This is a genomic window from Chitinispirillales bacterium ANBcel5 (assembly GCA_029688955.1).
Lineage (GTDB): Bacteria > Fibrobacterota > Chitinivibrionia > Chitinivibrionales > Chitinispirillaceae > Cellulosispirillum > Cellulosispirillum alkaliphilum.
In genome coordinates, this window is sequence record JARUKZ010000027.1 from 1 (window position 1) to 26,376 (window position 26,376).

At 41.0% G+C, this 26,376-nt stretch carries 19 protein-coding genes; 8 read left to right on the forward strand and 11 right to left on the reverse strand.

Translation table 11 applies throughout. From position 1 onward, the window contains the following. Nucleotides 1-463: 463 nt before the first annotated feature. On the reverse strand, nucleotides 464-976 hold the full coding sequence (locus QA601_13585; protein MDG5816120.1) for a hypothetical protein: 513 nt from the start codon (nucleotides 974-976) through the stop codon (nucleotides 464-466). A 331-nt stretch (nucleotides 977-1,307) separates the two neighbouring features. Here QA601_13585 and QA601_13590 point away from each other — a divergent pair, with 331 nt between their 5' ends. Then, nucleotides 1,308-4,256, forward strand: coding sequence for a hypothetical protein (locus QA601_13590; protein MDG5816121.1), 2,949 nt, complete (start codon nucleotides 1,308-1,310; stop codon nucleotides 4,254-4,256). Next, nucleotides 4,246-6,120 carry an aminodeoxychorismate synthase component I gene (gene pabB, locus QA601_13595; GenBank protein ID MDG5816122.1) on the forward strand — a complete coding sequence of 625 codons (1,875 nt, stop codon included), beginning with the start codon at nucleotides 4,246-4,248 and terminating at the stop codon, nucleotides 6,118-6,120. The genes QA601_13590 and pabB overlap by 11 nt, the downstream gene beginning before the upstream one ends. 3 nt (nucleotides 6,121-6,123) lie before the next feature. Here the strand turns inward: pabB and QA601_13600 are convergent, their stop codons facing one another. Beyond that, nucleotides 6,124-6,405, reverse strand: a complete 282-nt coding sequence (locus QA601_13600; GenBank protein MDG5816123.1) for a hypothetical protein — start codon at nucleotides 6,403-6,405, stop codon at nucleotides 6,124-6,126. A 128-nt stretch (nucleotides 6,406-6,533) separates the two neighbouring features. Between QA601_13600 and QA601_13605 the strand changes: the two genes are divergently transcribed. Then, nucleotides 6,534-8,129, forward strand: a complete 1,596-nt coding sequence (locus QA601_13605) for an AMP-binding protein (protein MDG5816124.1) — start codon at nucleotides 6,534-6,536, stop codon at nucleotides 8,127-8,129. A gap of 187 nt (nucleotides 8,130-8,316) precedes the next feature. After that, on the forward strand, nucleotides 8,317-9,456 hold the full coding sequence (locus QA601_13610) for a response regulator (GenBank protein ID MDG5816125.1): 1,140 nt from the start codon (nucleotides 8,317-8,319) through the stop codon (nucleotides 9,454-9,456). Between the two features lie 140 nt (nucleotides 9,457-9,596). On the opposite strand, the gene QA601_13615 is transcribed toward QA601_13610, so the two are convergent. Further along, nucleotides 9,597-10,448 (reverse strand): NmrA family NAD(P)-binding protein, encoded by an 852-nt coding sequence (locus QA601_13615; GenBank protein ID MDG5816126.1) that lies wholly within the window; start codon nucleotides 10,446-10,448, stop codon nucleotides 9,597-9,599. A gap of 176 nt (nucleotides 10,449-10,624) precedes the next feature. Between QA601_13615 and QA601_13620 the strand changes: the two genes are divergently transcribed. The 3 genes from QA601_13620 to QA601_13630 all read left to right on the forward strand — a co-directional run bounded on the left by QA601_13620 (nucleotide 10,625) and on the right by QA601_13630 (nucleotide 15,573). Then, a complete protein-coding gene (locus tag QA601_13620; protein ID MDG5816127.1) occupies nucleotides 10,625-11,500 on the forward strand; it encodes a DUF362 domain-containing protein in 876 nt (291 codons plus the stop codon). 206 nt (nucleotides 11,501-11,706) lie between these two features. After that, nucleotides 11,707-14,019, forward strand: a complete 2,313-nt coding sequence (locus QA601_13625; GenBank protein MDG5816128.1) for a hypothetical protein — start codon at nucleotides 11,707-11,709, stop codon at nucleotides 14,017-14,019. Nucleotides 14,020-14,250: 231 nt separating this feature from the next. Then, nucleotides 14,251-15,573: a penicillin-binding transpeptidase domain-containing protein gene (locus QA601_13630; GenBank protein ID MDG5816129.1), complete on the forward strand. Its 1,323-nt coding sequence runs from the start codon at nucleotides 14,251-14,253 to the stop codon at nucleotides 15,571-15,573. Between the two features lie 13 nt (nucleotides 15,574-15,586). Here QA601_13630 and QA601_13635 read toward each other — a convergent pair whose 3' ends face one another. After that, nucleotides 15,587-17,461 carry an ATP-binding protein gene (locus tag QA601_13635; GenBank protein ID MDG5816130.1) on the reverse strand — a complete coding sequence of 625 codons (1,875 nt, stop codon included), beginning with the start codon at nucleotides 17,459-17,461 and terminating at the stop codon, nucleotides 15,587-15,589. Nucleotides 17,462-17,567: 106 nt separating this feature from the next. Then, nucleotides 17,568-19,007, reverse strand: coding sequence for a pyruvate kinase (gene pyk, locus QA601_13640; protein MDG5816131.1), 1,440 nt, complete (start codon nucleotides 19,005-19,007; stop codon nucleotides 17,568-17,570). A gap of 346 nt (nucleotides 19,008-19,353) precedes the next feature. On the opposite strand from pyk, the gene QA601_13645 reads away from it, so the two are divergent. Next, complete coding sequence (locus QA601_13645) at nucleotides 19,354-22,668, forward strand: hypothetical protein (protein ID MDG5816132.1); 3,315 nt, start codon at nucleotides 19,354-19,356, stop codon at nucleotides 22,666-22,668. Between the two features lie 230 nt (nucleotides 22,669-22,898). On the opposite strand, the gene QA601_13650 is transcribed toward QA601_13645, so the two are convergent. The 6 genes from QA601_13650 to QA601_13675 form a co-directional block, all read right to left on the reverse strand. Beyond that, nucleotides 22,899-23,195, reverse strand: a complete 297-nt coding sequence (locus tag QA601_13650) for a hypothetical protein (protein MDG5816133.1) — start codon at nucleotides 23,193-23,195, stop codon at nucleotides 22,899-22,901. Between the two features lie 253 nt (nucleotides 23,196-23,448). Further along, entirely contained in the window at nucleotides 23,449-24,528 is a 1,080-nt protein-coding gene (locus QA601_13655) for a thioredoxin domain-containing protein (protein ID MDG5816134.1), read from the reverse strand. A 59-nt stretch (nucleotides 24,529-24,587) separates the two neighbouring features. Beyond that, nucleotides 24,588-24,917 (reverse strand): hypothetical protein, encoded by a 330-nt coding sequence (locus QA601_13660; protein ID MDG5816135.1) that lies wholly within the window; start codon nucleotides 24,915-24,917, stop codon nucleotides 24,588-24,590. 67 nt (nucleotides 24,918-24,984) lie between these two features. Next, a complete protein-coding gene (locus tag QA601_13665; GenBank protein MDG5816136.1) occupies nucleotides 24,985-25,176 on the reverse strand; it encodes a hypothetical protein in 192 nt (63 codons plus the stop codon). A 194-nt stretch (nucleotides 25,177-25,370) separates the two neighbouring features. Then, nucleotides 25,371-25,709, reverse strand: coding sequence for a hypothetical protein (locus QA601_13670; GenBank protein ID MDG5816137.1), 339 nt, complete (start codon nucleotides 25,707-25,709; stop codon nucleotides 25,371-25,373). Next, on the reverse strand, nucleotides 25,706-26,188 hold the full coding sequence (locus QA601_13675) for an RNA polymerase sigma factor (protein ID MDG5816138.1): 483 nt from the start codon (nucleotides 26,186-26,188) through the stop codon (nucleotides 25,706-25,708). Before QA601_13675 ends, QA601_13670 begins: the two co-directional genes overlap by 4 nt. Between the last annotated feature and the right edge of the window lie 188 nt (nucleotides 26,189-26,376).

Below are 26,376 nucleotides of genomic sequence, written 5' to 3' on the forward strand. Positions count from 1 at the left end.
CAGCGCAAGACTTAGGTTTTTAGTCGCAAGACATGATAATCAATGCGCAAGAACTACCACTTCGGTCACAAAACACACAAAATAGCGGCGCAAGACATGGGTTTTGGTTAGCAAGACATGGTAAACATGGCACAAGAATCACTGATTATTAGCGCGCAAGACATAGGATTTTGTTCGCAAGACATGGTAAGCCGTGAGCAAGACCTATCACTCCACTGACCCATAAACTGACCCTCCTTTCCTCTTCCGTGTGTTCAGTGCCTTCCGTGGTTAAAAATCCTAAGATTAACAACCACGGAATACACGGAAAAAAAAAGAAAAACCCAAAATCAGTGGTCTGAAATCAGTAACGCCTTTAGCCCCATAATTTATTGGTGCGACGAACAAACCGCGGGGACAACAATCCCAATAGCTTCAATTAAAATAAAAGTGAATTATATGCTGCCAAAAGACTGTGCATTGATCACTGTAAGTGTTTTACTAAATCTTCAGTTTGTTTTCGAAACATAGGCTTGGGTAAAATTACTCCACCTTTATGCTTTAGCCCTCCTGCATTGTTTGATAGAGGTCTGTTCGTGCATACAAAAACTTTAGTTTCAGGGCTGATTGTACGCAAAGCCGAAAAAACATTGATACTTTGATAACAGTTGGTGGGTTTATCAAGATCAACCAGAACATTTTTCACTTTGTACTCAAGCGAGAAATTGATAGCCTTTTCTGGATTATCGAATAAAGCGGCTACCGTCATAGCGCTCAGCATATTAGTTAAAGAGGTAAGAAAAGGGCTTTGTTCTGCAAAGATGACCAGTTTTACGTCTCCGGGCTCAACACTGCAATCTGGAGCAGATTCCGAATCATCCTCTTCATTTTCAGAAAAATTATCTGAGTAAAGACCAGAAAACTCTTCACGAGAGTTTTTTAAATTCTCCTGTCTATTGCGTTCAATGACTGATAGCAGGCTTTCTAAGTCTTTCATTGAATAGTGCTTTTTTTCCATGTTTTTTATTATATAGCCAAAAGGAGTTAAAGTAAAGGCCTATTTTACACTAATCCATTTTAGCTGCTTTGCATAAAACTTCCATCAACTGGTTAAATAATACCAAAATTGGTTAAAAACGGTTAAAATAGCAGCCAGATTCATATCGTTGAAATAAATCAGTAACTTATAATTTGGGCTAAATTAAAATAGCTTACTTTTATTTTGACGATAGTGGAAGATTTAATTAATTTAAATAGTGAGGGGCCTAACTTTACAGTGCTAAACATCATTTTCGGCATTGTGTAACTTCCCACGTCAGGAGACAGGTTTGAAGCAAATTTGTGATATTTTCTCCAAAACAGAGCAAAATTCCAAACCCTGGGCACTATGGATATGGAATTTAGAACTAACTTTAGATGAAGTAGAAAAACAACTTAAAGCATTTATATCAAAGGGATTTGGTGGTGTAGCGATTAGACCTGGCCGTGATATGAATCCTCCATTCATTTCTGAAGAGTTCATGAATCTTTTTGAAAACGTACTGCTGATTGCCCAAAGAGCAGATTTTAAGGTCCGTTTTGCGGATGATTTCTCCTTATCTTTGAGTAACTCTTTTGAAACAATCACCACACAATCTAAAATGCTTCGAGCTCAGTATCTGGTGTTTCAGAGGGAAGTTAGCCCATCTGGAGGCGAAGAGCAAGTCGTAACCCTGGATAGAAGAAGCGAATACGTTGTACTCTCAGTTCCGCTCAAAGATGAAAATCTCCCATTAAATGGAGTGAAGCAGATAGCTGTTAAGACTGGAGAAGAATCTTTTACATGGAAGAGTGCTGATTTAAACAGCAAATTGGTTATCTTCAAAAAAGAATTTATCAAAAACATTGAGGGCGGCTTTGCACCAAATGTGCTCAACCCAAAAATAGCACCACTGTATATCAGCTCAATACTAGAGCTCTTCCATGCCAGATTTTCTAATTTCATGCCTTCTGTATTTGAAGGTTTTATCTGTGAAATGCCGGCTTACAAACCTAATGAGTGTGCTATTCCCTGGGATGATGATCTGATAACAAAATACAGAGCAAAATACAAAAGAGACCTACTAGCCCTGTTACCAGCAATCTTTTCATCAGATTCCCACTCCTATAGAATTCGTGCTCAGGTCTATGATTTTATTTTTCAGTCGATGTATGAGCGTTTCGCTCTTGTACTGGGGCAATGGGCAAAAAAATATCGTTTATCCCAGTGGGTGCTTTGTCCCGAGAGAGCAATGGATAAAAAGGAGAATTCTCTTCGTGATAATTTTGTCCCTCAGGAGCGGTTAGTCGCCGTGGGGATGCAAAACTTAGATGGAACAGATGAAAACATCTCAGTTTTGCGTACTTTGGCCGATTGTAATTCAAATGAGTACCGACGTGAGACCATAACCGTAATAGGAAGAAACAGTACTAACAGGGGAGCCACAATTCAAAGTCTTAAGAGTGAGATAGATCAAAGCTTACTCAGTGGTCCGTCAAAAATTCTTATGGATGGATTTTATTTTAATGTCGATCAGCGCAGTTATTCAAAAACGCCCCACAATGTTTTTTGGTATTCTTCTGAATGGCGGGATTTAGCTCAGCTGTGTACATATTCTTCAAAAACACAATCGCTTATTAAAGAGCTGCAAGGGGTCCGCCAGATAGCGATTCTCTCTCCATGCAGCACGTTATTTTCGCAACATTTGCCTCAAAATAGTGGGTTGGCTCAACGTGGGCTTGAGCAGTTTGAGCATACAGTTAAAGAGCTTATGAGCCTTGATGTTGACATTGATATTATCAGTGAGGACCTTCTTCTTAGATGTACGGTAAGACAAAATGGTGACTTTAATACCAGTGATCGCATAAGGAAAGGTAATTATACTGTTCTTATTCTACCCTATGCACCTTTTATCTCAAGAAGCGTACTTGTGTTTATTGAAAAGCTTGTATCCAAACAGGGTAATGTGATTTTTGTAGAACAAGGCCCTGAAGGCACCTTTGAAGATGGCATAAGTCCTCAGGTAACATCAAGAATCGACAAACTTACTTCTTCATCAAAAAAAGGTGCTGTTAAAATAATTGGTCTTCAGGATATAGCTAATGCAGTATCTTCCGTTAAAGGTGAAATTTCTCTTAAAGATTGCTCCGGTAAACCCTGTAATGATATTTATACTTCTTATTACAAAGGAAACACATACGATATTTATATTATAAAAAATAACTCAGACCTACAGGAGCAAAATGTTACTGTTGAACTTTCTAAAGATAAAAATCTGTTTATAATTGACCCTGTCTCTTCAGGGTTTTCAAAAATAGACTCAGCAGAAAATGATGGAAAAGCAACTATTTGTTTATCTCCCATGCAAACACTTTTTATAGCAATTACTCCATCACCATGCCAGGAAGAATCGGGCAATACTTTCAATGCAGTTACTCTTCCACAAAGAAGTTATAGAATGGTACTTAAAGAACAGTGGCAATTCAAGCCGCTTAGTTTAAACTCACTACCTCTTGCAAACTGGACAACCCGCATGGGGCTTAGCCGTGAGACGGGTACTATCATTCATTTTTATGAATCTATATATGAAGTCAGAGCTGTTCCTGATAGGTGCTTTTTTGTGTCTGCTGAGCCTTTAAATAACCAACCGTTTGCACTTATCTCAAATGGGATGAAGATCAAACCAGTAGATCCGCAAATGTTACTTGATTGTGCTGCGAAAAGCGAGGCTGAGAGCCTTTTGAATCTCTTTGGACGTCGTACTCTTATATACGATATACAAGAAAGCGTAGTAAAAGGGTTTAATCGTATCTCGCTTCGAATGCCCCCATTTGTTATAGAGCCCAGGCCTTTAACTTATCCCCCCCTTGTACTGGGGACATTTTCTATATTTAAGGGGGGCCAGGGTTGGGCATTGGATGAGCACACATCTGTTGCGGGACAGGGGTCATGGACAAAGTACGGTTATCCCTACCTATCCGGCAGTGCCCGTTACTCCCAATCTTTTGAAATCCCCAATGAGTACAAAAAACTGATACTTAGGATCGGTCAGGCATCTGGTACTGTATATGCCTCGGTGAATGATAAAGGTATAGTGGGCCCATTAAGCTGGCAACCTCTTGAAGCAGACATAACTCCGTTGTGTGATTCAAGGCGTAACGAAATCTCTTTGACCGTTTGTAACTCATTTGATAATATTTTAAGAATGAATGGTCGTCCATCTGGCCTGATCGGTGATGTGTACATAGATGTCTATTAATACTATAAAAAGAAATAACCAACCAGTAGCAATACCAGAAACAGACCTGGCAGTGATTGGTAGAATGCAGGAGCAGCTTGATTGCGTAATTTTGCTTGAAACCGCTACACCTTCAGCAGAAAACCCTCATTCATATCTTTTTACCAGCCCCAAACAGGTAGTATCCACAAGCGAGTTCTCCAAAGTAGAATCCTGCCTTCGTGATATTGCTCTATTGTCCCAAAAAAATTGGCTTGCAGGGTACATTGGCTATGAAACTGCGGCTGCCCTGGAAAACAAGATATTTCAAAAAAACATTTCAGGCAAACTACTGTGGTTTGCCGCTTTTTCACCGCCCTGGATTTTTGACCATTTCAAAAGTAAGTGGAACAGACCCTTACCAAAATTTAGCATCGATAGGAAAAACGTAGGCGTTCCAAAGCCAGCACTTGATCTCTCAATTGATTATAATAGTTATAACTCAAAGATAAAAAAGATTAAAAACTACATAGCTAACGGAGATACTTACCAGGTAAACTTTACATTTGATGTGTCTTTTGATAGTCAGAGCAGTAAACCATTTGAGCTATACCGTGCACTCAGAGAGAATCAAAAAGCCCCATACTGCGCTTTCGTTAAAACACCAACATTTCAGGCTCTTTCTTTTTCTCCCGAACTTTTCTTCAACATTACTGACTCAGTAATAACGGTTAAACCAATGAAAGGTACCGCGCCACGTGGGCGTTTTTTTCGTGAAGATAATGAGGCTATAGCTAAGCTTGCTCAAAGTGAAAAAGACAGAAGCGAAAATGTGATGATTGTTGATTTGCTCAGAAATGATCTGGGAAAAATATGCGACATTAGCTCTGTTAAAACAGAAAAGCTTTTTGAAATTGAAACACACAGAACCGTTCATCAGATGACTTCAACAATTAAGGGAAAGCTCAGAGAGAATATCGACTTTTATGATATCATTAAAGCTCTTTTTCCCTGTGGGTCTGTAACGGGCGCCCCAAAGGTAAGAACAATGCAGATAATCTCTGAGCTGGAGGATGGATTTAGGGGAATTTACTGTGGAGCTTTGGGTTTTGTTTCTCCTGAGGGGCAATCTGTTTTTAATGTACCCATCCGTACGCTTCAAAAAGAAAAGAATGATGCTAAATGGCGCTACAGGGTTGGAAGTGGTATTGTAGCTGATTCTCGTTCAGATCTTGAATGGGAAGAATGTAAAGTTAAGTGCAGATTTCTTCAGCAAGAAGCCCGGCCTTTCTATTTGTTTGAGTCTATTTATTACCGATATGGACAACCGTTATATGAAAACGATCATATAAAAAGGCTACAATCCTCAGCCCGGTTTTTTCAGTTTTTGCTAAGAGAGGATCTGCTTAGAGCCACTCTTTTTGAGATCGCTAATGCGATTAGTTCAGTACCTCGCTGCAAAGTAAAGCTCATGCTGCTATCCGATGGTACTCTTAGGTGGGAATATAGCGGAATAGAAGTACATAACAGGACCAGCAAATACAAATGCATTGTATCAACCAAAGCTGTTAACAGTAACAATATCTACCTTTTTCATAAAACAAGCCATAGGCCATGGTATAGTGAGTCTATGCAGATGATAAAAGACGGTGAAGTATGGGACGTTATTCAGTTTAATGAATCCGGCGAGGTCACGGAAGGAGCCAGAAGTAATGTCTTTATCAAAAAGGCTGGTAAACTACGTACGCCACCTCAGCACTGTGGTCTACTGAATGGTGTGCTTAGAAGTAAATTGATAGCAAAAGGCATATGTACACAGGAAATAATAAAATTAGAGGATCTATATGAAAATGAATTGTTTCTGGGCAATTCTGTACGGGGATTGGTAAGAGTAGAGATTGAGTAATCTTTACTGTTTCTCTGCTCGTTCTATGTGATCAATTTCAAACGGTTTACCCCACATATGTATTCCAACCACATCCTCTGCTACACTGCCACTGAACGTTACCTTCAAACCATCTTCCCTAAATTCTTCCGGTAGATTGATAGGTCTGTACCTTTCACCTTCTTCGGTAATAATCCCGTAAAAACCACCCTCAAGATCAATATAGGTAATTGTGCCAGAGTATTGTGTAGGGTTACAAGCGCTCAAAAGAAACATCACTGTCGTTAGGGTAATTATTTGTTTCACCAGTACCTCCATAAGAGAATATAGTTTTAAGCGGATTATTAATTCAATTGAAACACTTTTTATTGGCACTCGCTTCGCTTTTTAACATTATTTATCATTAAAATATCAGTTTCCTACCCGGAGGAACTATGCTACTTGGTGATTTTCTTACTCATAGTGCAGAAAAATTTACCCAAAAAACCGCTATAGTGCAGCAAAGCAGGGAGATAAGCTACGGGCAGTTGAATAACAAAGTAAACTGTTTGGCTAATTCCCTCGTCAAAATGGGAATAAAAAAACAGGATAGAGTTGCTGTTTATCTTGAAAATTCAATAGAATCAGTGATATCGATCTTTGCAATTCTTAAAGCCGGTGGGGTGTTTTTGGTCATTAACCCCCAGGTAAAAAGTAAAAAGCTTTTTTATATACTTAACGACTGTCAGGTTCGGTTAATAATTACTGATTTAAACGGAAAGGAGCAGGTTGCTCAGGGGGGTATAGACAATGCAACCAGCTTAACCACAATTATACTTACAGCTTACGAGGCATTATCTTCTTCTCAAAACCGAAATAATATTCAGAATTCGACATACAATAACACTATAGATTTCAATTCTTTATTAGAGGTTGGAACAGAGAATGAACCCGATAACAGAAGCATCGATATCGACCTTGCATCTCTAACATACACTTCAGGTTCAACCAATGAGCCTAAAGGTGTCATGCTTACCCATCAAAATATGGTTACAGCAGCCACCTCAATAACTCAGTATCTTGAAAATACCAATACTGATATCGTATTAAATTATCTTCCTCTTTCCTTCGATTATGGCTTGTACCAGGCACTTATGACGATAAAATTTGGTGGAACATTGGTACTGGAAAAAGCTTTTGTTTATCCTTTTCAGGCAATACAAAAAATTAAACAATTTAAAGTTACAGGATTTCCAATTGTACCTGCAATGGTTGTACTAATAAGCGTTTTAAAAAATATAAACCCTGAAGATCTATCATCAGTCAGATATATAACCAATACCGGTCAGGCGCTTGCACTATCACACATTGAAGCTTTAGAGGGTATTTTCCCCTCTGCCCGAATATATTCAATGTATGGCCTTACCGAGTGTAAGCGTGTTACCTATCTGCCCCCCGCTGAACTCAAAAATCGTCCCCTATCTGTAGGAAAAGCTATTCCAAATACCGAAGTTTGGCTTGTAGATGAAAATGGAAACAAGATAAATGAGCCACATAGGGAGGGGGAACTCGTTATCAGAGGAGCACATGTGATGAAAGGGTACTGGAATAAAGAGGGAGAATCAAAAAAAGTGCTTAAAAAGGGAATATACCCTGGTGAAAAAGTACTCATGAGTGGGGACTTTTTTAAAATGGATGAAGAGGGCTACCTTTATTTTATTTCACGAAAGGATGAAATTATAAAAAGCGGAGCAGAGCGAGTAAGTCCAAAGGAAATTGAGGATGTTCTGTATGGCCTCAGTGGTGTGGAAGAGGTGGCTGTAATTGGTGTGCCAGATAAAATACTGGGTAATGCACTGAAGGCATTTTTAGTTTTTAAAGAGGGAAAACGACTATCTAAAGACCAAATATTAGATTTTTGCTCCATCAAGTTGGAACGTAACAGAATACCAAAACATTTTGAGATAATGAAGTCACTTCCCAAGTCTAACAATGGAAAAATTAGAAAAAAAGGGCTGTATGAGCAAAAGGAGGCTGAAGAGACTTCATAAAATTATCACCAGTTTAGACCCAGCACTAAATTTGTTTAGACTATTATGCACTAAATATAAAAATAGTATAAATGTAGTGCGCAAGATTTTATTTTGTAGTAGAATGTACGATAAGATCTGTACCCCTTCTTATTTAAGGTATTATTTGCCGGATCTAAGATCCTTGTAGTTTTGCGGAGATTCTTTGATGTCTAATTTGCGAATACTAATGGTTGAAGATAACGAAAGCGATGCACTGCTGATTGATCGCCACTTGTCAAAACACGGCTTCGATTTTAGCTGTAAAAGAGTTGATAAATCAAGCCATCTGAAAGATGCACTTAAAAGTCAGAAATGGGATATTGTAATAACCGACTATACCCTGCCGGAGATGAATGGCCTTGATACTCTAAAAATCATAAAGGATAGTGGGTTAGACATTCCTATAATTATGGTTTCTGGAAATATTGGGGAAGATGCGGCTGTAGAAGTCATGAGAGCCGGGGTGAACGATTTTATAAACAAGGATAATTTAGGTCGGCTTGTTCCTGCAATTAAGCGTGAGCTTAAAGAACTTGAGCATCGAAAAGAACATCGGGAAACCATGAAAGAGCTTGAAGATGCCAGGGAAGAGATGGAGCTGAATCGACGCCGTGAGCATGAAGTTAAGCTTTTGGGAAAAATAGTTTCCGGAATTGCTCATGAAGTCAGAAATCCTTTAAACGCTATCTCTGCCTTGCTTGAAGCTTTATACCAGGAGTTAGAAGGTGTTAAAGATTTGCAGATGTATAAAACGTACATAAACTCACAAGTTGAACGATTAAACCTTCTTATGAAAGACCTTCTGGAGCTGGGTAAAACAGACAGTACCAGTGGCTTTGAGAGGTTAAATTTTGTTGACCTGTGCTGCTCAGCAATAGATCAATGGAATAAAGAGAGGGATAAGAAAACAAGCAAAGTAGTCTTCCATAATCTTAAAAACCTGAATTCTCTTGAAGCTAACGGAGATTACTCACGCTTAAAACAGGTTTTGTTTAATTTATTTCAAAACGCCAGTTTTTACAGCCCAGAAAATAAAGATATCGATCTGTTTTTAGATTACGAAAAAAATGATAATACTATACTAATCGATGTAGTAGATCAGGGTGAAGGGATTGCGCCAGAATATTTAGACAATATTTTTGATCCGTTTTTCACCACAAAAAAGGCAGGTACCGGACTTGGCCTGGGCATAGCCCGTCGAATAGTAGAGGCCCACCAGGGATCACTTATGCTCAAAAACAATGATAATAAAAAAGGGTGTACTGCACACATCAAAGTTTCCTTAAACAGAAACAACTCTGTTTAAGGGGCATTCTTCTTTTGCCTGAACATCCTGCGCTTATGAGCTACACTTCTCTCTCTTAAACTTAAGATAGCTATTTGCAGTGTGATCCCTTTATTGCAACATTAGCAGCAAAGCTCTGAGCAGAAAGCAAAACCGCAGAGCTATACCCACTCATGCCTGTGATCGATGGCAAATTGTTCAAAAGAAGTAGGTTCTCGTCCTAAAATGTAGCCAAGATCCTGTGCTATGTTTTCGCACCAACCATGCCTTGCTATTTCGTAAAGACCAACCATGTATTCCACCTCCTGTTCAGTATAACCTCTTTCAAGAAGAATCTTCCACATTTGGTTATGACTGATAGGTTTGTATCTGATTTTACGTCCTGTTACATTAGTAAGTATATCAGCAATCTGGTAATGATTGAGTGCTTGTGCTCCGGTTAAAACAAACATTTGATTCTGGTACTTCTCTCTGATGAGAATGTCTGCAACAGTCTCAGCGACATCACGTGTATCCACAAAAGAAATCTTGGCATCATTTGCAGGTAATTGAATCAACGAGTCGCGACGAATCCCATCTGAAGCAAGTTCCTTAAAAAACTGCATGAAAAGATTAGGGCGAATAATTGTGTAATTCATTCCACAGTTTTGAAGACACTTTTCAGCAATCATTAAAGGAGAGTCTCTGTTTTCACCGACTATACCCATTCCCACAATATGTTTTACCCCATAAAAACGCGCCTGTTCCATAAATGGAAGAAGAAAGTCATCTACACGAGGGTAATTCATTGGAAATCCCAGAAAAACACTGGAAGTCCCTTTGAGCGCATTAGAATAAGTACGGGGATTTTCAAAATCAAAATGAACAACAGGACATTCGCGGGTAACCGATTGCGCCTCTTCAGTATCTCTGGCAGCAATTTTTACGCAATTACCTTTACGGAGAATCTGACGAATTATCTCTTTTTCCAGCATTCCGGTCGACTCAGTCACCATTATTGTCGTCTTTAACATGCAACCTCCTAGAAAAATTCTTCAGATAATCTATAAAAGACTACGATTCTACAGGGCGTTTTCTTCAGACTTTTATACAGCAGGTCGTTTTCGCATACGTTCTGTGGTGTTGGCATACATTTTGTTCCTTTTTAGTCACTGTATCTTCATTTTTATCTCCTATCTACGAGGACAGTATGAGAAGCCGGGTTGCAATAGTAGATCATTCTTCAGTGAATACGGCAATAGAGCAGGCTTTGGATTTTCTGGGTACCTTAAGTGACCTTTTCAGAGACAGACATGTGGCCATTAAGCCCAATGAAACCTGGGCATCACCTGAGGATACCAGCGCCTGCACACAGGCCGAAACGGTAAGAGCAGTGATAAAGATTGTTAAAAGCTTTAACCCCTACAAGATTACAGTCACCGGAGGTTCTGGTGGGGGCGAAACAGACCAGATTTTTGAATACCTGGGCATCGATAAAGTGTTACGTGAAGAAAAAGTCGAATTTTTTGACCATAACAGAGGGCCATTTGAAAAAGTGCATCTAAGGTACTGTTCCACAAAAGAGGTGGTTATTAATCCTCATATCTTCTCTTACGATACCATTGTCTCCCTCGCTCAGCACAAAGTCCATAAACTGGCTGAAGTGACGCTGAGTATGAAAAATATCGCCATGTCTTTCCCTGCCGCAGATTACTACGGGCATCCCCGATATAAGTATAAGTATGCAGATGAAGTTTTCTTTAATGATCTTCATGGATTTATTGCCGGGATGTGCCACCGTTTCCCCATACACCTGGGAATAGTAACCGGTCATCCGGCAATGATTGGCACAGGACCAATAGGGGGCAAAACGTTTGAATCTAACCTGGTACTGGCTTCAAAGGATTTCGTCGCTCTTGATAGCATTGGAGCTGCTATTCTCAACAGGTGGGATGTGGCTCACATTAAAAAGGCTCAGCAGATTGGGATGGGTAATGCCGATTTAGAGAAAATTGACATTGTGGGTGTAGCATTTAGTGATGCTGTCAGGATATTTAATAGTAGAGCAGAAGCCTTCAATACCTAAGTTTAATACTAAGGAATTCCCGTTTTTTTAATTGGCTGGAATCAACTACCAGCTTTTTTTCTAAGATTAAAAGCTTAAATTGATATAAAATGTTGAAATAGAAGCGAAAAGTTGGATATAATTAGATTTTATTGCTATATTCTTATTGCAGATCTGTTCCCTTTTCAGGCACTTTCCACCAAAATAAAATTTTTAAGGAGGTAGAGATGAAGAAAGTGGCACTGCTTATTTCGGCAGTCCTGGTAACCTATACTACTGGTCTAGCCCAAAGTTTTGGACTGAATATCGACAATGGTGAAGCAAAACTATGGCGTTTCGTTTCGGATGAAAGGGAACAAGTTGAAGAATCCTCTGTAATGGCAGTTGGCGATTCCCTCTTCCTTGATTCTGAGCAGAGTGCCACTATAAATCTTGAAGAAAACACTCGTTTATTGTTTCGGGGTAAAGGTGCTCTTAGTCTTAGTATAGATAACTCATCCCTTTCTGTTCATTTTGATGAAGGGCAGATTCTAATCGATAGAAACTCCCCGGAAAAGTTTTCAGATATTGTAATCCATCATAAGGGTTACGATTTCACTTTAGAAGGAACTGCAGTGGCAATCAGATCAACCCGACAGGGAAAACCCACCGCCGCTGTGATACGAGGTTCTGTACAAATGAGTTCTCAAAGCGGAGAATCGCTAACAATTCTGGCCGGACAATTTGGTGCCGTGGACGAATCCGGCTCACTAAGCAGTGGTGATCTTTCTGAACGGGCCATACAATCGCTTGAAAGCTGGGCAGGACTTGAGGCAGAAAGCACAGAAAAAGAGGTCGCAGATGCTATAGAAGCTGATGAGACCGAGGAGTCATTTACAGAGCAACTCCCCGAAACCCAAGATCTAACAGTGGATGAACAGGAAACAGAAACTGAAAATATAGCAGAAGCTGATGGTTCTGCTCTGGATGTAGCAGAAGATCAGCCCGCATCAACTGATCCGGTTCAGCCAGTGTCTGTACCGGCAGAGCAGAGCGATGATACAGAGCCGCAACAGCCAACAGAAGAAAAAACCGCAGAAGAGCCCGAAACAGAAACTGTTGCTGCTGTTACTACTGCCCCACCACAAGCATACTCTTCATCTCCAAACTGGGAATTTGGTGCCGGTATAGTAACAGTTGATGGTCAGCAGTGGACACGTTTGAATCTTGGTGTGGATGTGCCGATCTGGAAATTTGGGGTCTTTTTTGACCTGGAATTTTTCATAGATGAAAAAGGGGATTTTTCTGATAAGGGCTGGAATTTTAAAGATAACTGGGCAGAAGCCCTTGCACGAAAGGTTCGCTATGTGCGCTTTGGCAGCGAAGAAGACCCGCTGTTCGTTAAATTCGGAGCCCTGTCAAATGTGACGTTTGGCTATGGATTCGTAGTGGATCGTTTCACCAATATGCTACGCTATCCCGATCAAAGACTTCCTGGACTTCAGCTCTATGTCAATGATGTTTCAAAATTTGGAATAACTGCTCAGACATTGGTGGCAGATTTTCTCGATTTCAGAAATGATGGTGGGGTAATGGCCGGTCGCCTGGCTTTCAGGCCTTTTAAAACCAGCCAAACGCCAATTGTTAACGGTATCTCTATCGGTGCTACCTACGCTACCGACAGAAACATGTATGCTCCGGCAAGAGAATGGAAAGCCGAAAAAGGAGCTGAGGATCTGGAAAAAATCATTGAGAGCGGTGAGCTGACAGAAAATGTCAGAGAGTTCATGGAAAATAGGGGAATAAACCCAGATAAAATGATTGCTGATCTCGAAACTTTAAGAGACGCTCAGAAGAGAACCGAATCCTTCTCAATCATTGGCGGCGATATAGGAATACCACTGATCCGCAACCCGCTTTTAAGCCTCGATCTTTATGCTCAGGGTGCAACACGGCAGGACCGCAAGGGTTGGGGTATCGGTGCTCCTGGAATATCTCTTAACGTATGGCGGCTCTGGGCAAGCCTTGAGTATCGCAGAGTTCAGGGAAAATTTCAGCCAGGGCATTTCGACACCTACTATCTTGAGGAACGGCTCAGAAGGGATCCGCTCTCAACAAAAGTCGATCATCTTAAAGATGATACCCTCAACGGAGTATTTGGTCGCATGGGATTTAATATCGCTAACGTACTGGTTGTGGATGGTGCCTATCAGTACATGATCGGCAAAAAAGATGATAATAAAGATCAGCGTTTTGAAGCTTCTGCCACTATTGGCAGTATGATCATGGAGCGAATCCCAAAGCTCAACAGGGCTGAAGCATACTACCAGAAAACCAGAATAGGATCTGATTTCAGGTACAATAGAGATGGAGAAAGAAGATCCGGAAACGATTCCTTCTTCAGTAAAACTCCTTATACCTACTATGGTTACCGAACAGGATTTGAAATCGCAGAAGGTGCGTCATTGGTACTGGATTATCGTTATGGGTTCAAAGTGGATCAGGATCAAAACCTGGTTTCTGATAACCATGTCAGTATTCTTACTGCAATAACGTTTTAACCATTACAAATACAGAGACAGTGCCTTGTATCCGGTACTGTCTCTGTATTTTCACACTGCCTCTTTAAGCAACTACTTACCGAGTACATTACGGAGTTTAGATGAAGGAGTCTCCCATGGTCCGCAGGATACGTTCCGGCGGATCCAACCGAAAAAAATTAATCCCCCAAAAAGGGTCGAATACGTTTCTTTTTGCTCCTTGCTTTTGCTGCTGCAATCGCAAAATTCACGATGGCTGTTCCGACTTCTGAAGAGATGGTATCGGATCAGTTAAAGGATTTTAATGTCGAAGTAAAGGATACATCCCAATGCTCTGCTACCAAAGAGGATGAAAAATCTATACTAAGTTTTTTTTCTTTTCTGAGAAGTGAGAAAAACGAAGAAATTCCTCCTCGGGTTTATGACTTTGAATCCGTTTCAAAACTGCTCAATGAACACAAGTTGAATCCATCACCGGTTCATACGATATACGATAATAACGATACTCTTACTTTTAAAACAAGCATTGATACAGCTCTGCAAAACTATGGCACCAGACTTATGCAGCGCTACCGTCCCCGTTACGGAGCAATCGTAGCCATTGACCCGGTTACTGGAAGAGTGCTTGCTCTGGTCTCGTACACCAATGAAGGCGAAAAGGACTTGGGAGACCACCTTTATCTTAGTAGTATTTTTCCTGCAGCTTCAGTGTTTAAAGCAGTTACTGCCGCTGCTGCCATAGAAAATGGCGGACTTACACCTTTGAGTAGAATTGTACATACCGGAAGAAATCACTCTCTGTACCGGTCCCAGCTTGCACCACAACTAAGCAATTTTACCGAATTTACCCTTCGAAGAGCTTTTGCCTTATCGGTAAATCCTGCTTTTGGCAGGCTTGCTTTGTTTAAAATGGATGAAGGGGCATTAAATGAGTATGGAAATCGTTTCGGTTACAATCAAACGGTTCCTTTTGAGCTCTCAGCAGAAGCTTCCGAAATGTTTCCCACCGACTGCGACTTTACTATAGCACAACTTGCATCAGGCTACAACCGTGAAACATCACTTTCACCCCTTTTAGGCGCATTGATGGCAAGTGCTATATCAGAAAACGGCCGTATGCCTTATCCAACAATTGTAGACAGTGTGGTGAATGTTAGCTCAGATTCTACTGTGTATCACCGAGAATCAAAAACCTGGCTCAATCCGGTTGACTCTGTTACGGCATTTTATCTTCGGGATCTTATGGAAAGTGTACCTGCTTCCGGTACTGCACGCCGCTCCTTTAGAGTAATCAGACAATCCCCCCGCTTCAATGTGTTTCAGTATGGCGGTAAAACCGGCAACATGAGAAAACGGGGAATTGGCCGTACAGACTGGTTTGTTGGTTTTACCAGACATCCATATAATACAGACCAGAGACTGGCAGTCGCAGTGGTTACAACCCACACCCCTTACTGGACCGTTCAATCAAGCTTTATAGCCTCCGAGCTGAAACGAATCTTTATGAGAAATGCCCAGGAGCGCCAAAGAGAAAGTGAACTGGAAAGAGAGCTTATAGCTACAGGTCCCCGATAAAACTATGTTGCAATTAACCATCCAGAGTGAAATAAAATGTTGTCCCCCTATCTATTTCACTCTGAACCCAGATTGTACCCCTGTGTCTGGTTATAATCCTTTTAACTGTTGCTAATCCTACTCCAGTGCCGGAAAAACGGGTTGAAGGGTGCAATCTCTGGAATGGTTTAAACAATTTTTGCTCAAAAGTCATATCCAAACCAGCGCCATTATCTTTAACAAAATAAACGTTTTTACCTTCTTCGGTTATAGAGCCGATTTCAATTTTTGCGGTTTCTCTCTCTGAAGTGAATTTCCAGGCATTATTGATTAGGTTTTCCAGGACAATTTTTATAAGGCCCGAATCACATAAAGCAATGAGGTTATCTTCAACCTGATACTCTACTTTTCTGTTTGGGTATTCTGTTTTTAGGGTAGCGATTATCTCTTTTGCTATTTTGGACAGATCTACCCGCAAACGTTTCATGTCAGATTTAGATACTCTTGACAATAATAATAAATCATCGATCAGAGATTTCATTCTGTTTGCAGCCTTTTGCAAATGATCAATATACATACGACCAGTTTCATCAAATTTATCCCCATAGTCTTCTATCAATATTTCAGAAAAACCGAAAATAGTTCGCAATGGAGCACGAAGATCATGAGAAACCGAATAGGTAAAGGCATCAAGTTCCTTATTTACTTCCTTAAGTTGGCTGTTTAGCTCCTCTATCTTTTTCTCTTTTTTGATTCTTTCGGTGATTTCAGTTACCATGCCTAAAATCATCTTACTTTGTTCATTTGGTCCTGGAAGAAAGCTTACTGATTCAAGAACCCAAAATTCACGACCATCTTTTTTCTTAAGCGTTATCTGCCGTATTCCTTCCTTAAAAAGCAAAGAATTGCCACCTGTTTGCGGAGGGTGGTGTAGGAAAAAACGGCGATGATGATTTATCATCTCAAGCTGAGTATATCCCAGCATATGGGCCATTTTTTCATTCACATATCTCAGGCGACAATTGGAATTAAATACCCATATCCCTTCCTGAGCCGTTTCGAACATGGAGCGAAATTTCCACTCATTTTTCTTGAGAGCTTTTTCTGCTTTTATCTTTTCCGATACTTCCATTTGAAGGACTGAGTTGGTTTCATTCAACATTTGTGTACGCTGATGAACCTTCTCTTCAAGTGATTTGCTAAGGATCTCAAGCTCTCCCTGCATCGATTTTCTTGCTTCTATCTCCTGTTTCAATTCCTCTACCTTATTTAGAGCAAATTGATTCGATCTGTGTAATTCATTGACTAGATCTTTGTTTTGATATTTAAATATTAGCGATTCTACTGTAGTTTTGAAAATATTCCTTGAGGTAAAAGAGATAAAAACAAAGTACAAAATAGTAATCACCCCCATGGTTCTGTCTACTCCATCCTCACTAATTAAAAAGTAAACAATAAGAGGAAAAAGGAGGGGGACAGCAAAGAAATAGAAACTATACTTAAACATGGAAGATGCACTTGCAGCACCGGCAGCTAACCCTCCAAGCACAAAGGCCACCAGTATCTGATGTTTATCAGACTGGTGAAAGTTAGCAAACATTGCGGCATTTCCCCATACAAAGCCTGCGGCAAATAAGCTCAGAATGTACCTTCTGTGCCATTTTTTAAAATTTATACCAGCTCTTTTTCTGGTCTTGTAAAACCACACCTGCAGAAATGATCTAACTAACACAATAATGAATGTTAACGCAAACCATACAAATACTATTACCTGCGGTACAAGATACCAGTGAAGAGCGGCAACAATAGTAGCCATCACAATTGATGACCCCAGGCCATAGGGGATTAGCTTATATGACTGGTAGAGCTGGTCTTCGGATAATTGATCAGGATAGTAATTACCCAACATTCCCCCTGAGTAGCCAGACTGCTAAAGGTGTAAAAATATTACAGAAGCCTTTTACCTTTTAACCTGCAATCGATATACCTGAAAGCAGCAATTGTGCTATGGCATCTTATTCCTCTCCAACCCGTTTGACTCGTAAAATGTTGGTCGCTCCTCTAACAGGTGTCGTTCCTGCAAGGTTTAACACTAAATCTCCCTTTTGGATATGATTTTTTTTAAGCAAAATCTCTTCGGCAGAGAGTTGCAGCGACGAGGTATCTGTTTCGGCCATAGGCAGGTAGTGTGAGGAGATATTCCATGCCAAAGAGAGCATTCGTACAACATTGTGATTAGGAGAAAAAGCATACACAGGGGACTGATTTCTTAGTTTTGCCAGATAAAAGGCAGTATCACCAGAGATGGTAAAGAGCAAAATTGGAACTCCACCCAGATCTTTTGCGGCCCAAACTGCCGCTTCGGCCAAAGCATGGGGAGGATGTGTATCCCTTATGGATAGATTGATTATTTCTTTATAGTAATAGGAACTACCTTCTGCAGTTAGGGCTATCCTGCCCATCATCTTAACCGTTTCAACAGCGTAGTCCCCCACAGCGGTTTCACCCGAAAGCATAACCGCATCGCTTCCATCGAAGATCGCATTGGCCACATCAGTGGATTCTGCACGCGTAGGAATGGGGTGCTTGATCATCGATTCAAGCATCTGGGTCGCCACAATGACTACTTTGCCCGTATCATTTGCCTTCTTGATAAGATCTTTCTGTACTACCGGAATCAGTGAGGGGGACATCTCTACCCCTAAATCGCCTCTTGCAACCATGATCCCATCACTTACGTTTAAAATCTCTTCTATATGTTCAGCGGCTTCCGGTTTTTCGATTTTGGCGATTATTTTTAGATGCGACCGGGCAGACTCAATGATTTCTCTTAAATCTTTTATATCCTGTGCTTTTCGTACAAAAGAAAGGGCTATGTACTGAAAATTGTGCTTCAGAATAAACTGAAGATCCTCCCGGTCCTTTTCGGTCAGAGCGGGAATCTTCAGGTCCACATTGGGCAGGTTAACACCTTTATGGGAAGAATAAACGCCGCCTTCGAGCACTAAACAATTTATTCGGTTTCTTGCCTTATCCAGCGAAAGGACCTTAAGGTGAATATGGCCATCGTTAACCATCAACTCCTGACCCGGTCCGATCTCTTCAGAGAGCGTGGGATAATCTACCGAAATGGCCCGTTCATCACAAACAAGGTTCTCTGAAGTAACCACAACCTCTGAATGACTTTTTAAGTACACATCCCTGTTATCCTCTGTTTTCCCGGTACGAATTTTGGGTCCCTGAAGATCTGCCAAAAGCGCAGGATAAGCTTCAAGCTTTGATGAAACCTCTTTGATATCACAAAGCAATTGCTCTTTGGTGCTTAAATCTCCATGAGAGAAATTAATCCTGAACACATTTACCCCGGCCTTCATAAGTTCCCATAATTTCTCTTTAGATGAACTGGCAGGACCCAGGGTTGCAACAATTCTGGTCTTTCTGGTAAGCTTAATCATAATCTCTCTCCTAAATAACTTCTTACTATTATAAAAGCTTGGTATCCATTTCGGGTACTTTCCCATGATCTATTAATTCACAAAGCTTAGCGCTGTTCATTACTAGCTTAAGAGACTATTTGAAACGGGTGCTGCGGAGAAGTGCTTCTGCTTATAAAATGGATGCGAGCAACTAAAGTTACAAGCAAATAAAAGAAATGTAAGTAGTATTACCGTTTAAATGAACTTTATTCAGTTTAAGTGAAGAAAAAAGAGATTGCAAGAAGGTATACTTAGTTTTAGAAATAAGAATTAGTGTAAACAATCCGTTTCAGCACCAAACTCGGAACCGCCCAAGGGAGGTAAAATGAACAGGTCATTTCACCTACTAGTTTTTGCTCTGCTTCTGTCTGGTTTATACAACCTTGCTTTTGCGGAAGCTCCTATTCGTGTACACCCTGACTATGAAGATACCCTGAGAGTAGCTATTATATGGAATGATCCTGTAGGACTGAGCAGTTGTCATCCTGCTACACGGCCCGTGGGTGAAAAGACGCTGGAGTTTATTCTTGAAGCACTCAACATAGAAAGAATACCCAATATTAAAACGCTCTTAAACAGCAGAAATGAACCTGCTACCTGGTCACAGGTCTCCCAACTCTGGGGAGAAGATACGATTCCACATGTAATCATCCACTCAAACGGAGGTTGGTCTACAGGTTGGAATGGACCCGAACTACAGGAAATCTTTGATGAAGCGGTAAGCAAAAAGATAGGCATAGTCTCGGTAGGGGATGATGCTGCTGATCTGGCAGCAAACACCTTTGGATTCGATGGAGTCGATAACGTACCGATGCCTATGGGGGATGCCATGCATATCGATTCCCTTTGGATAGGCCTGGCCAGAGAAAAGGATGAAAAGATAAAAGTTTTCCAAAGAGACGGCTCATTAGCGTATCCCAATGCCAATGGTCTGATCTCTAACACCATCGATTCTATAACTAACAGTACTATTCTCCATTTTCATCCTGTAGGGGAGGGGCGATGTCAGGCAGATGCAGATCAGTATGAAGTTCTTTATCCCCAATGGACTACTATGCTGGGGTATCAGCAGGGCTTTGTAGATGGCCAAAATCTGCCCCAGGTGGGAGAACCTGAGCTTAATGTGCTTGTCGCTATTCAGGATACCACCGATGAAGATGTAATTCGAAGAGCGGTCGCGGTTTCATTTCAACCCCAATTTCTGGTCAACACCCTGGCTGCAAAGCAGATCGTTTATGATGCGATCATGTTTTCATCCCTGACCCATACGTTGTTTGTAGCTAACAGAATCGAAGTTGAGATCGATAGCGATACTGTCCGGGCTGGCGACAAAAAAGATCTAACCGCAATTGTTTTTGATCAGCGTGACAATAAATTATCAGACTTGCTTCCTTATGTTTCCTGGAGAGTAATCGATCCACATTCACAGGACACTATTATTCCAACCCAGGGCGAAACAGTAACGTATCAAACCACTAAAGCATGGAGAAATGTAACCATAGAGGCGTGCGTTGAGGATCCGGAGACCGGAAATGTCGTATGTACCACTGCCACTCTGTTTGTCTCTCCCGGTGATCCTCATCATTTAAATCTACAAAAAGAGCACACCATAACCGCTGATATGCTAACTACAAATACTCCTGATCCCGAAATCAGCCTAACCGAAGATTTCCCCACTGCTACCCTTTATGCTGTTGCACGGGACCGGTATGGTAATTTTGTCAGATATGCTGATAGCCTAACCACTCAGTGGAACTCTTCTGATACTGCTTCTGTCTCCGTTACAGGTGTGGGCGACAGCCTCTATAAAGGCCTTGTTTATCAAAATGGTGATGGAGAGGTGGTGATAGAAGCACAAGAGGGAGACCTTTTGCCGGGAAGGGCAACTATCACCTCTGTTGTGCCTCCGCTGGTTCCACAGGAGCTAATAATAGTGGCCGATAATGATACGCTCAAAGCCGGAACAACCTCTTTGCTAAATGCTGTTGTGTTAGATCAGAATGGAGAACCAATGGATTCTCTTGGCCCCTACATTGAATGGGAAATTATAGAACCGCAAAAAGGAGACAGCCTTTATAATTCAAAAGGAGCAACCAACAGTATCACTGCAACAAAAGCATGGCGCAGCATTACCATAAGAGCTTGTATAAATACAACCGAGCAAAACACTCACTGCACTACTGTCTCTGTCTACGTTATGCCTTCATATCCCCAGTATGTGAATGTACAGAAGACCTCTGAAATTACCAGTGATATGCTAAATACACCTTCAGCACCGGTAGAGCTATATTTTAATGATGAGCAGGAAGCTACTCAGCTTTATGCGCTGGTGCGTGACCGTTTTCATAATTTTGTGCGCTTATCAGATCCTATCACTACCCATTGGGAATCCGGCGACATTGAAATAGCCGATGTTTCCGTTATACCAGACAGCGCCTGGAGTGCTGTACTATTTAGAACCGGTGAAGGAACAACGACCGTAACTATAACCGAAGATACTCTTATCCCTGCAACGGTATCGGTGATAAGCGATAAACCAGACCTTCTAAAAGCTGCCTTTACCCGGGACACCAGTGGAAACGGGTATTTGGACAGGATCGAATTGCACTTCACAAAACCAGTTCAGCTTTGGGGTGAAGATTTGAGAGGAGCTCTTCGGGTGATTTATGGTGAATCTAAAGAGTTGCCCATACATGATTTAGCTCCTGCTTCAAATGCAGCTCAGGGTGATTCTGTATGGTTTATTTCTCTTAGGGAGAAAACGAAGTGGGGTTTTCAAACAGACTGGACACCTGTATTAAACGCGGATTTCATTATTGATAATTCCGGAAGAAAAACATATCTGGCAGTAAAAGATGTGCAGGTGGCAGATGGTGCAGGCACTGTCATAAAAAGCGCTGTTTATTTCCCGGGTGACATGTTTTCTACAAGTGATACTTTAAAAATTGAACTCAGTGAACCAATACACAGAAAAGAGCTTGAAACACTCTCACCTTCAGAAGCATTCTATTACTACCGAAATGGCAGTCTTTATAGCCCTGAGGTTTTAAACGGAGCAAAATTTCATTTTCCGGAAAATGAGGATTATGTCACAGAAGTTCACCTGATAAGGGAAGGTTCACTAGTTTCAAATGAGACCATTTCGCCTCTTGAGGATCTCCTTCAGCTTGCTGGCAGAGTTAAGGACAAAGCAGGTGTTTACCCTCCCGATCCCTCAATAGCCAGAAAAGAGTATATAAAGCTTGGAGGAGACAATAGCCTGAGTATCACAGCGTCACCCAATCCAATACGACCCGGAGAAGGTATACCACATCGGTTTCATCGCTTCTACGCAAATGTGATCGGTAACAGAACTACCGATGGAAGTATGATCATAGCTCTCCATTCAAGAAAACCATTGGTGAGGGATCAACGGGGAAGCTATGGCAGTGCGGTAATCTATGATGCGGTCGGTAATGTGGTGGCAAGCGGCCTTGAACTTAAAAGTACTCAATCACCTCAGGATTACGGAATTTACTGGGACAGAAAAAACAGTTCTGGAAGAGCAGTAGCAGCAGGAAGTTATCTGTGTGTAGTAACCTGCAGGGACATAGACGGAACTACGCACATAAAGAGGATATCTATTGGTGTAGCCAGATAAGCCATTCGGAGAACTAGTGGGCTATGGGAAATACCGGCCCACTAGTTCTTTAATGTGTTGATATTCAAATGGTTATGACTGCAGGTATTGAGACACCCTGAATGCCGGTAAGCATACAGCTACCCACAATACACCACCCCAAATAGCAGGGTAGCGCACTGTTTAAGCGGTTGAATTTTAAGTTGTTAAAACCAAAAAATGTGTGCCGGGCACTTGATAAACCCTTTTACTTAGTGATCTGAATCATCTATGTATTTGAAGCCAAGCATGTATATAGAATCGATACTTCTAAAAGACCAGGCGAGTTTAGCGGCTTTTGGACCCTGGAAATCGGTGTGGATAATCAGAGTTTCATCTTTTTTGGGGATATCGTTACCAAAATAGGTACCGGAGATACCTCCCTCGCTTACATCGCGAAGATACACTGCTCTCTCATCAGAACGGTTGTCACCGGTTTTTCTGTAGAAAACAGCTTTGTCACAACAAGGCTTTCTTTCGAATTTTCTCTTATCAGAAATTGAATACATGGTTATGCTCCTAACCCAGCACGTACAAGACTCATATAGTACTGTCAGAAATTTAGCACATCCAGTTCAGTTTTGCAATAAAAAAGTTTGATATTTATCAAAATAAACAACTAACTTAGTAATTTTCAGCATGTTACAGGATCAATATTTTTTACCATAAATACAGTGCCAAAGCTGAAAAATTTATGTCTAAACAGCGCATTTTTTTCCGTATAAAAATGTGCTTCAATCAGAAAAAATAGTCAAAACAACCCTAATCTTTTGCCAAATTGTTGCCTTCATTGAGCCATCCTCTTATACCGCTTTCAAGGTGGAAGATACTGGAAAACCCGTTTTGAAGCAGGATGCGTGAGGCCACCGCACTACGATTTCCGGATCGGCAGTACACAAGAAGATCTTTTTCACGATACTCTGAGAGCTCTTCAATGCGACGTTCAAGCTCATTTAACGGGATATGTACAGAGTTTTCTATATGTCCGTGACTGAACTCACGATTTGTTCTGACATCAAGAACCACTGTACGGGGTTGATTCACTATTTCCAGGGCTTGTTGTACCGATATATCCTGATACTGTATCCCACCCTGCCCCTTATAATCGTAAACGCTTATATTTCCATTGGTTACCTTACTTTTACCATCGACATGTTCCACCAGTTTAAGATCTAAATCACTCTTATCTCGTATGGTCATAGAGAGCAAAAGCTCTTCTCCAGGGTCAGCCTCAAAATGCCGGTCCAATGCGGGAAGTGATAAAGATCTTTTATAATCACGTTCTCCAAAGGATACCCTGATGGAATCCCCTCTATGAACCACAATATCGATGAAATCCCCTTGTTTGTTTGCATCTACTTTCCTGATACCATCACGAATAGTGCCATGGGCTGCTGGTTCTGTTGATTCAGCAGAGTATTTTTCAATGGCATCAACATAGACCTCTCGACTATGCAGCCCTGCTAATGCATGAACAACCTGCTGATTTTTAACAAAATATACCATAGGAAGCACATCAGCCTGTAGAGCCATCATGATCTCGGGGTGCTTTTCGGTATCAATTTTTAGAAATAAAGCCTGGTCTTGCATCTCTGAGGCTATTTCGTTAAGAAGAGGGGTAAGGATTCTGCAGGGAGCACACCAATCGGCATAAAGATCCACTACAATCAGCTTATCTTGTGAATTGGCCAGGATATCATTAAAGTGATCGACACTTTCTATAATAGTGAGATGATTTGTTTCGACCGGAGGGGAGTTGGCCGACGACAGGTGATACAGCGCAGCAAGAGCTGAGATGAACAAGGTCACCAGTATGATTCTGTTTTTAAATAGCTTTTTCATAGTATTAAAATACGTTTTTTAAAAACGTAGATTGTTATTAAAGTCAAAACAGAAGGAAGTTATCTTAAAACAACCTGATGTAATACAGCACCAAAGAGCCATAATCCAGAGCTGATAAGAACAGTGTAGGAGAAGGGGAGGTTTTTTGAAAGACAGAAGAAAATGGCTAAATAGAAAAGAACCGTTGGCAGTATGCCAAGTAATGCGCCTCTTGAGTATTCGATGATTTGCTGCTGTCCATTTGCTTCAACACCCATCCATAAAAGAACTATAAGTCCCGTTATAGGGGTTACAACTATAAGACCTGCCAGAGAGGGGATTCTGTTTGCCAGGTAGGAGCACAGGAGAATAATCGTGATTGTTGCCGCTATTTTTATTACGAGTGCCATTACAACCCGTACACCTTTCAGGTATTTTACTGAGAGAGTGTATGGTCAAGCACAAAACAGAGCGCTGTTACCTGGCCTTTGCTTTCCCCTTTTCGGTCCTGATTAACCTGGTGGTCCGATCTTCTGTATTAAACCAGAAAAAAATCTGCTCATCTGAAGTAGTGAAGCATTCTGACAGATCGGTTTTGTGACCGCAGGGGTAAATTTTCTTATACATCTTTTCTGCTTGGCTAATCATACTCTGTTTAAGCTTATCCATCTGCTAACTCCCGGAAAAAGTCTCTTCTACAAATTACAATTGCAAAGAGAATGCCACGCAGATCAAAGAAAAAAATGGCCTCTATTTACCCAAAAAAGCCCAATTCAAGAACAACGTTGGAAAAGTTTGCTGTATCCCTATGGAACATTTTGCCGCTTTGGGGATAATCGTCGGTATACTACAACTCGGGGCTTCTATTGTGAAAAGATATAGATAAAGTAAAGGAAAAGAACCCAAAATATGGTCAAGAGACCAATGAAAAACGGGTAGGTGTACCAGTGCTGAATAAAGTGAGATATTTTGCTTAAAGAGGTGTCCTTTTTTATGGACTCAAAAATTTTGTTCCGTACACTACCTGAGACCGGCTGCTCATCTATGTGTGAAAAGGCAGCTTTTACTATTCTCATCTCCTCAACAAACTCATAGCACTGGCTGCAAGTGGTAATATGCTCCTCAAGCTCCCCACACTCCTGCCCAAGGGCGTACTGTATAAGCTCCTCTTCAGAAGGATGTTTCTGTACTGTGTCGCTCATAATTCCTTCTTCTTTAACTTGTTTCTAAGTAATTTAAGCGCTCTGAATGCCTTTATCCTCACATTGTTTTCCTTCAAATCCAGTATCTCAGCAATCTCCCTGTAAGTATACCCGTCCCGAAGATGAAGGTAAAGGATAGCCTTCTCTGTCTCAGCAAGCTCTTCAACCCACTCCCACTCAAACCCAAGCTCTGCGCTTTCCCGGGGGGTACAGAGCAGCTCATGTTTAAAATTCTGGCGAAGTTTGCTAAATCTGTTGCTCTTTCTGAAATGATCAACTGTGGCATTGCGAGCCACCGAATAGAGCCACCTAAGCTGCTCCTCCTCATTCTTAGGCACAGAATCACTTCTCCAAACCTTTAAAAACACCTCCTGGAGAATATCATCGGCAGATGACCTGCTTTGAGTTAGCCAGAGAATAAAGGTATATACCTTACCGGCAAAGGTATTATAGACTGCTCTGAATTCCTTCTCCTGCAAAAGCTTTTCTCCAGAATAAAATAGTACAGCTTTGTTTTTAAATATACACCCTTGCCAGCGCTCTCTAACTATCAAACGCCCCGGAAATAAAAGTTGTTACATTCTTTATCTGTTCATCGATCCGCGAAGTATTTTTTCCCAGGCATAAAAAAATGATCTAGCACACCCTTTATACAGTTAGTTATTTT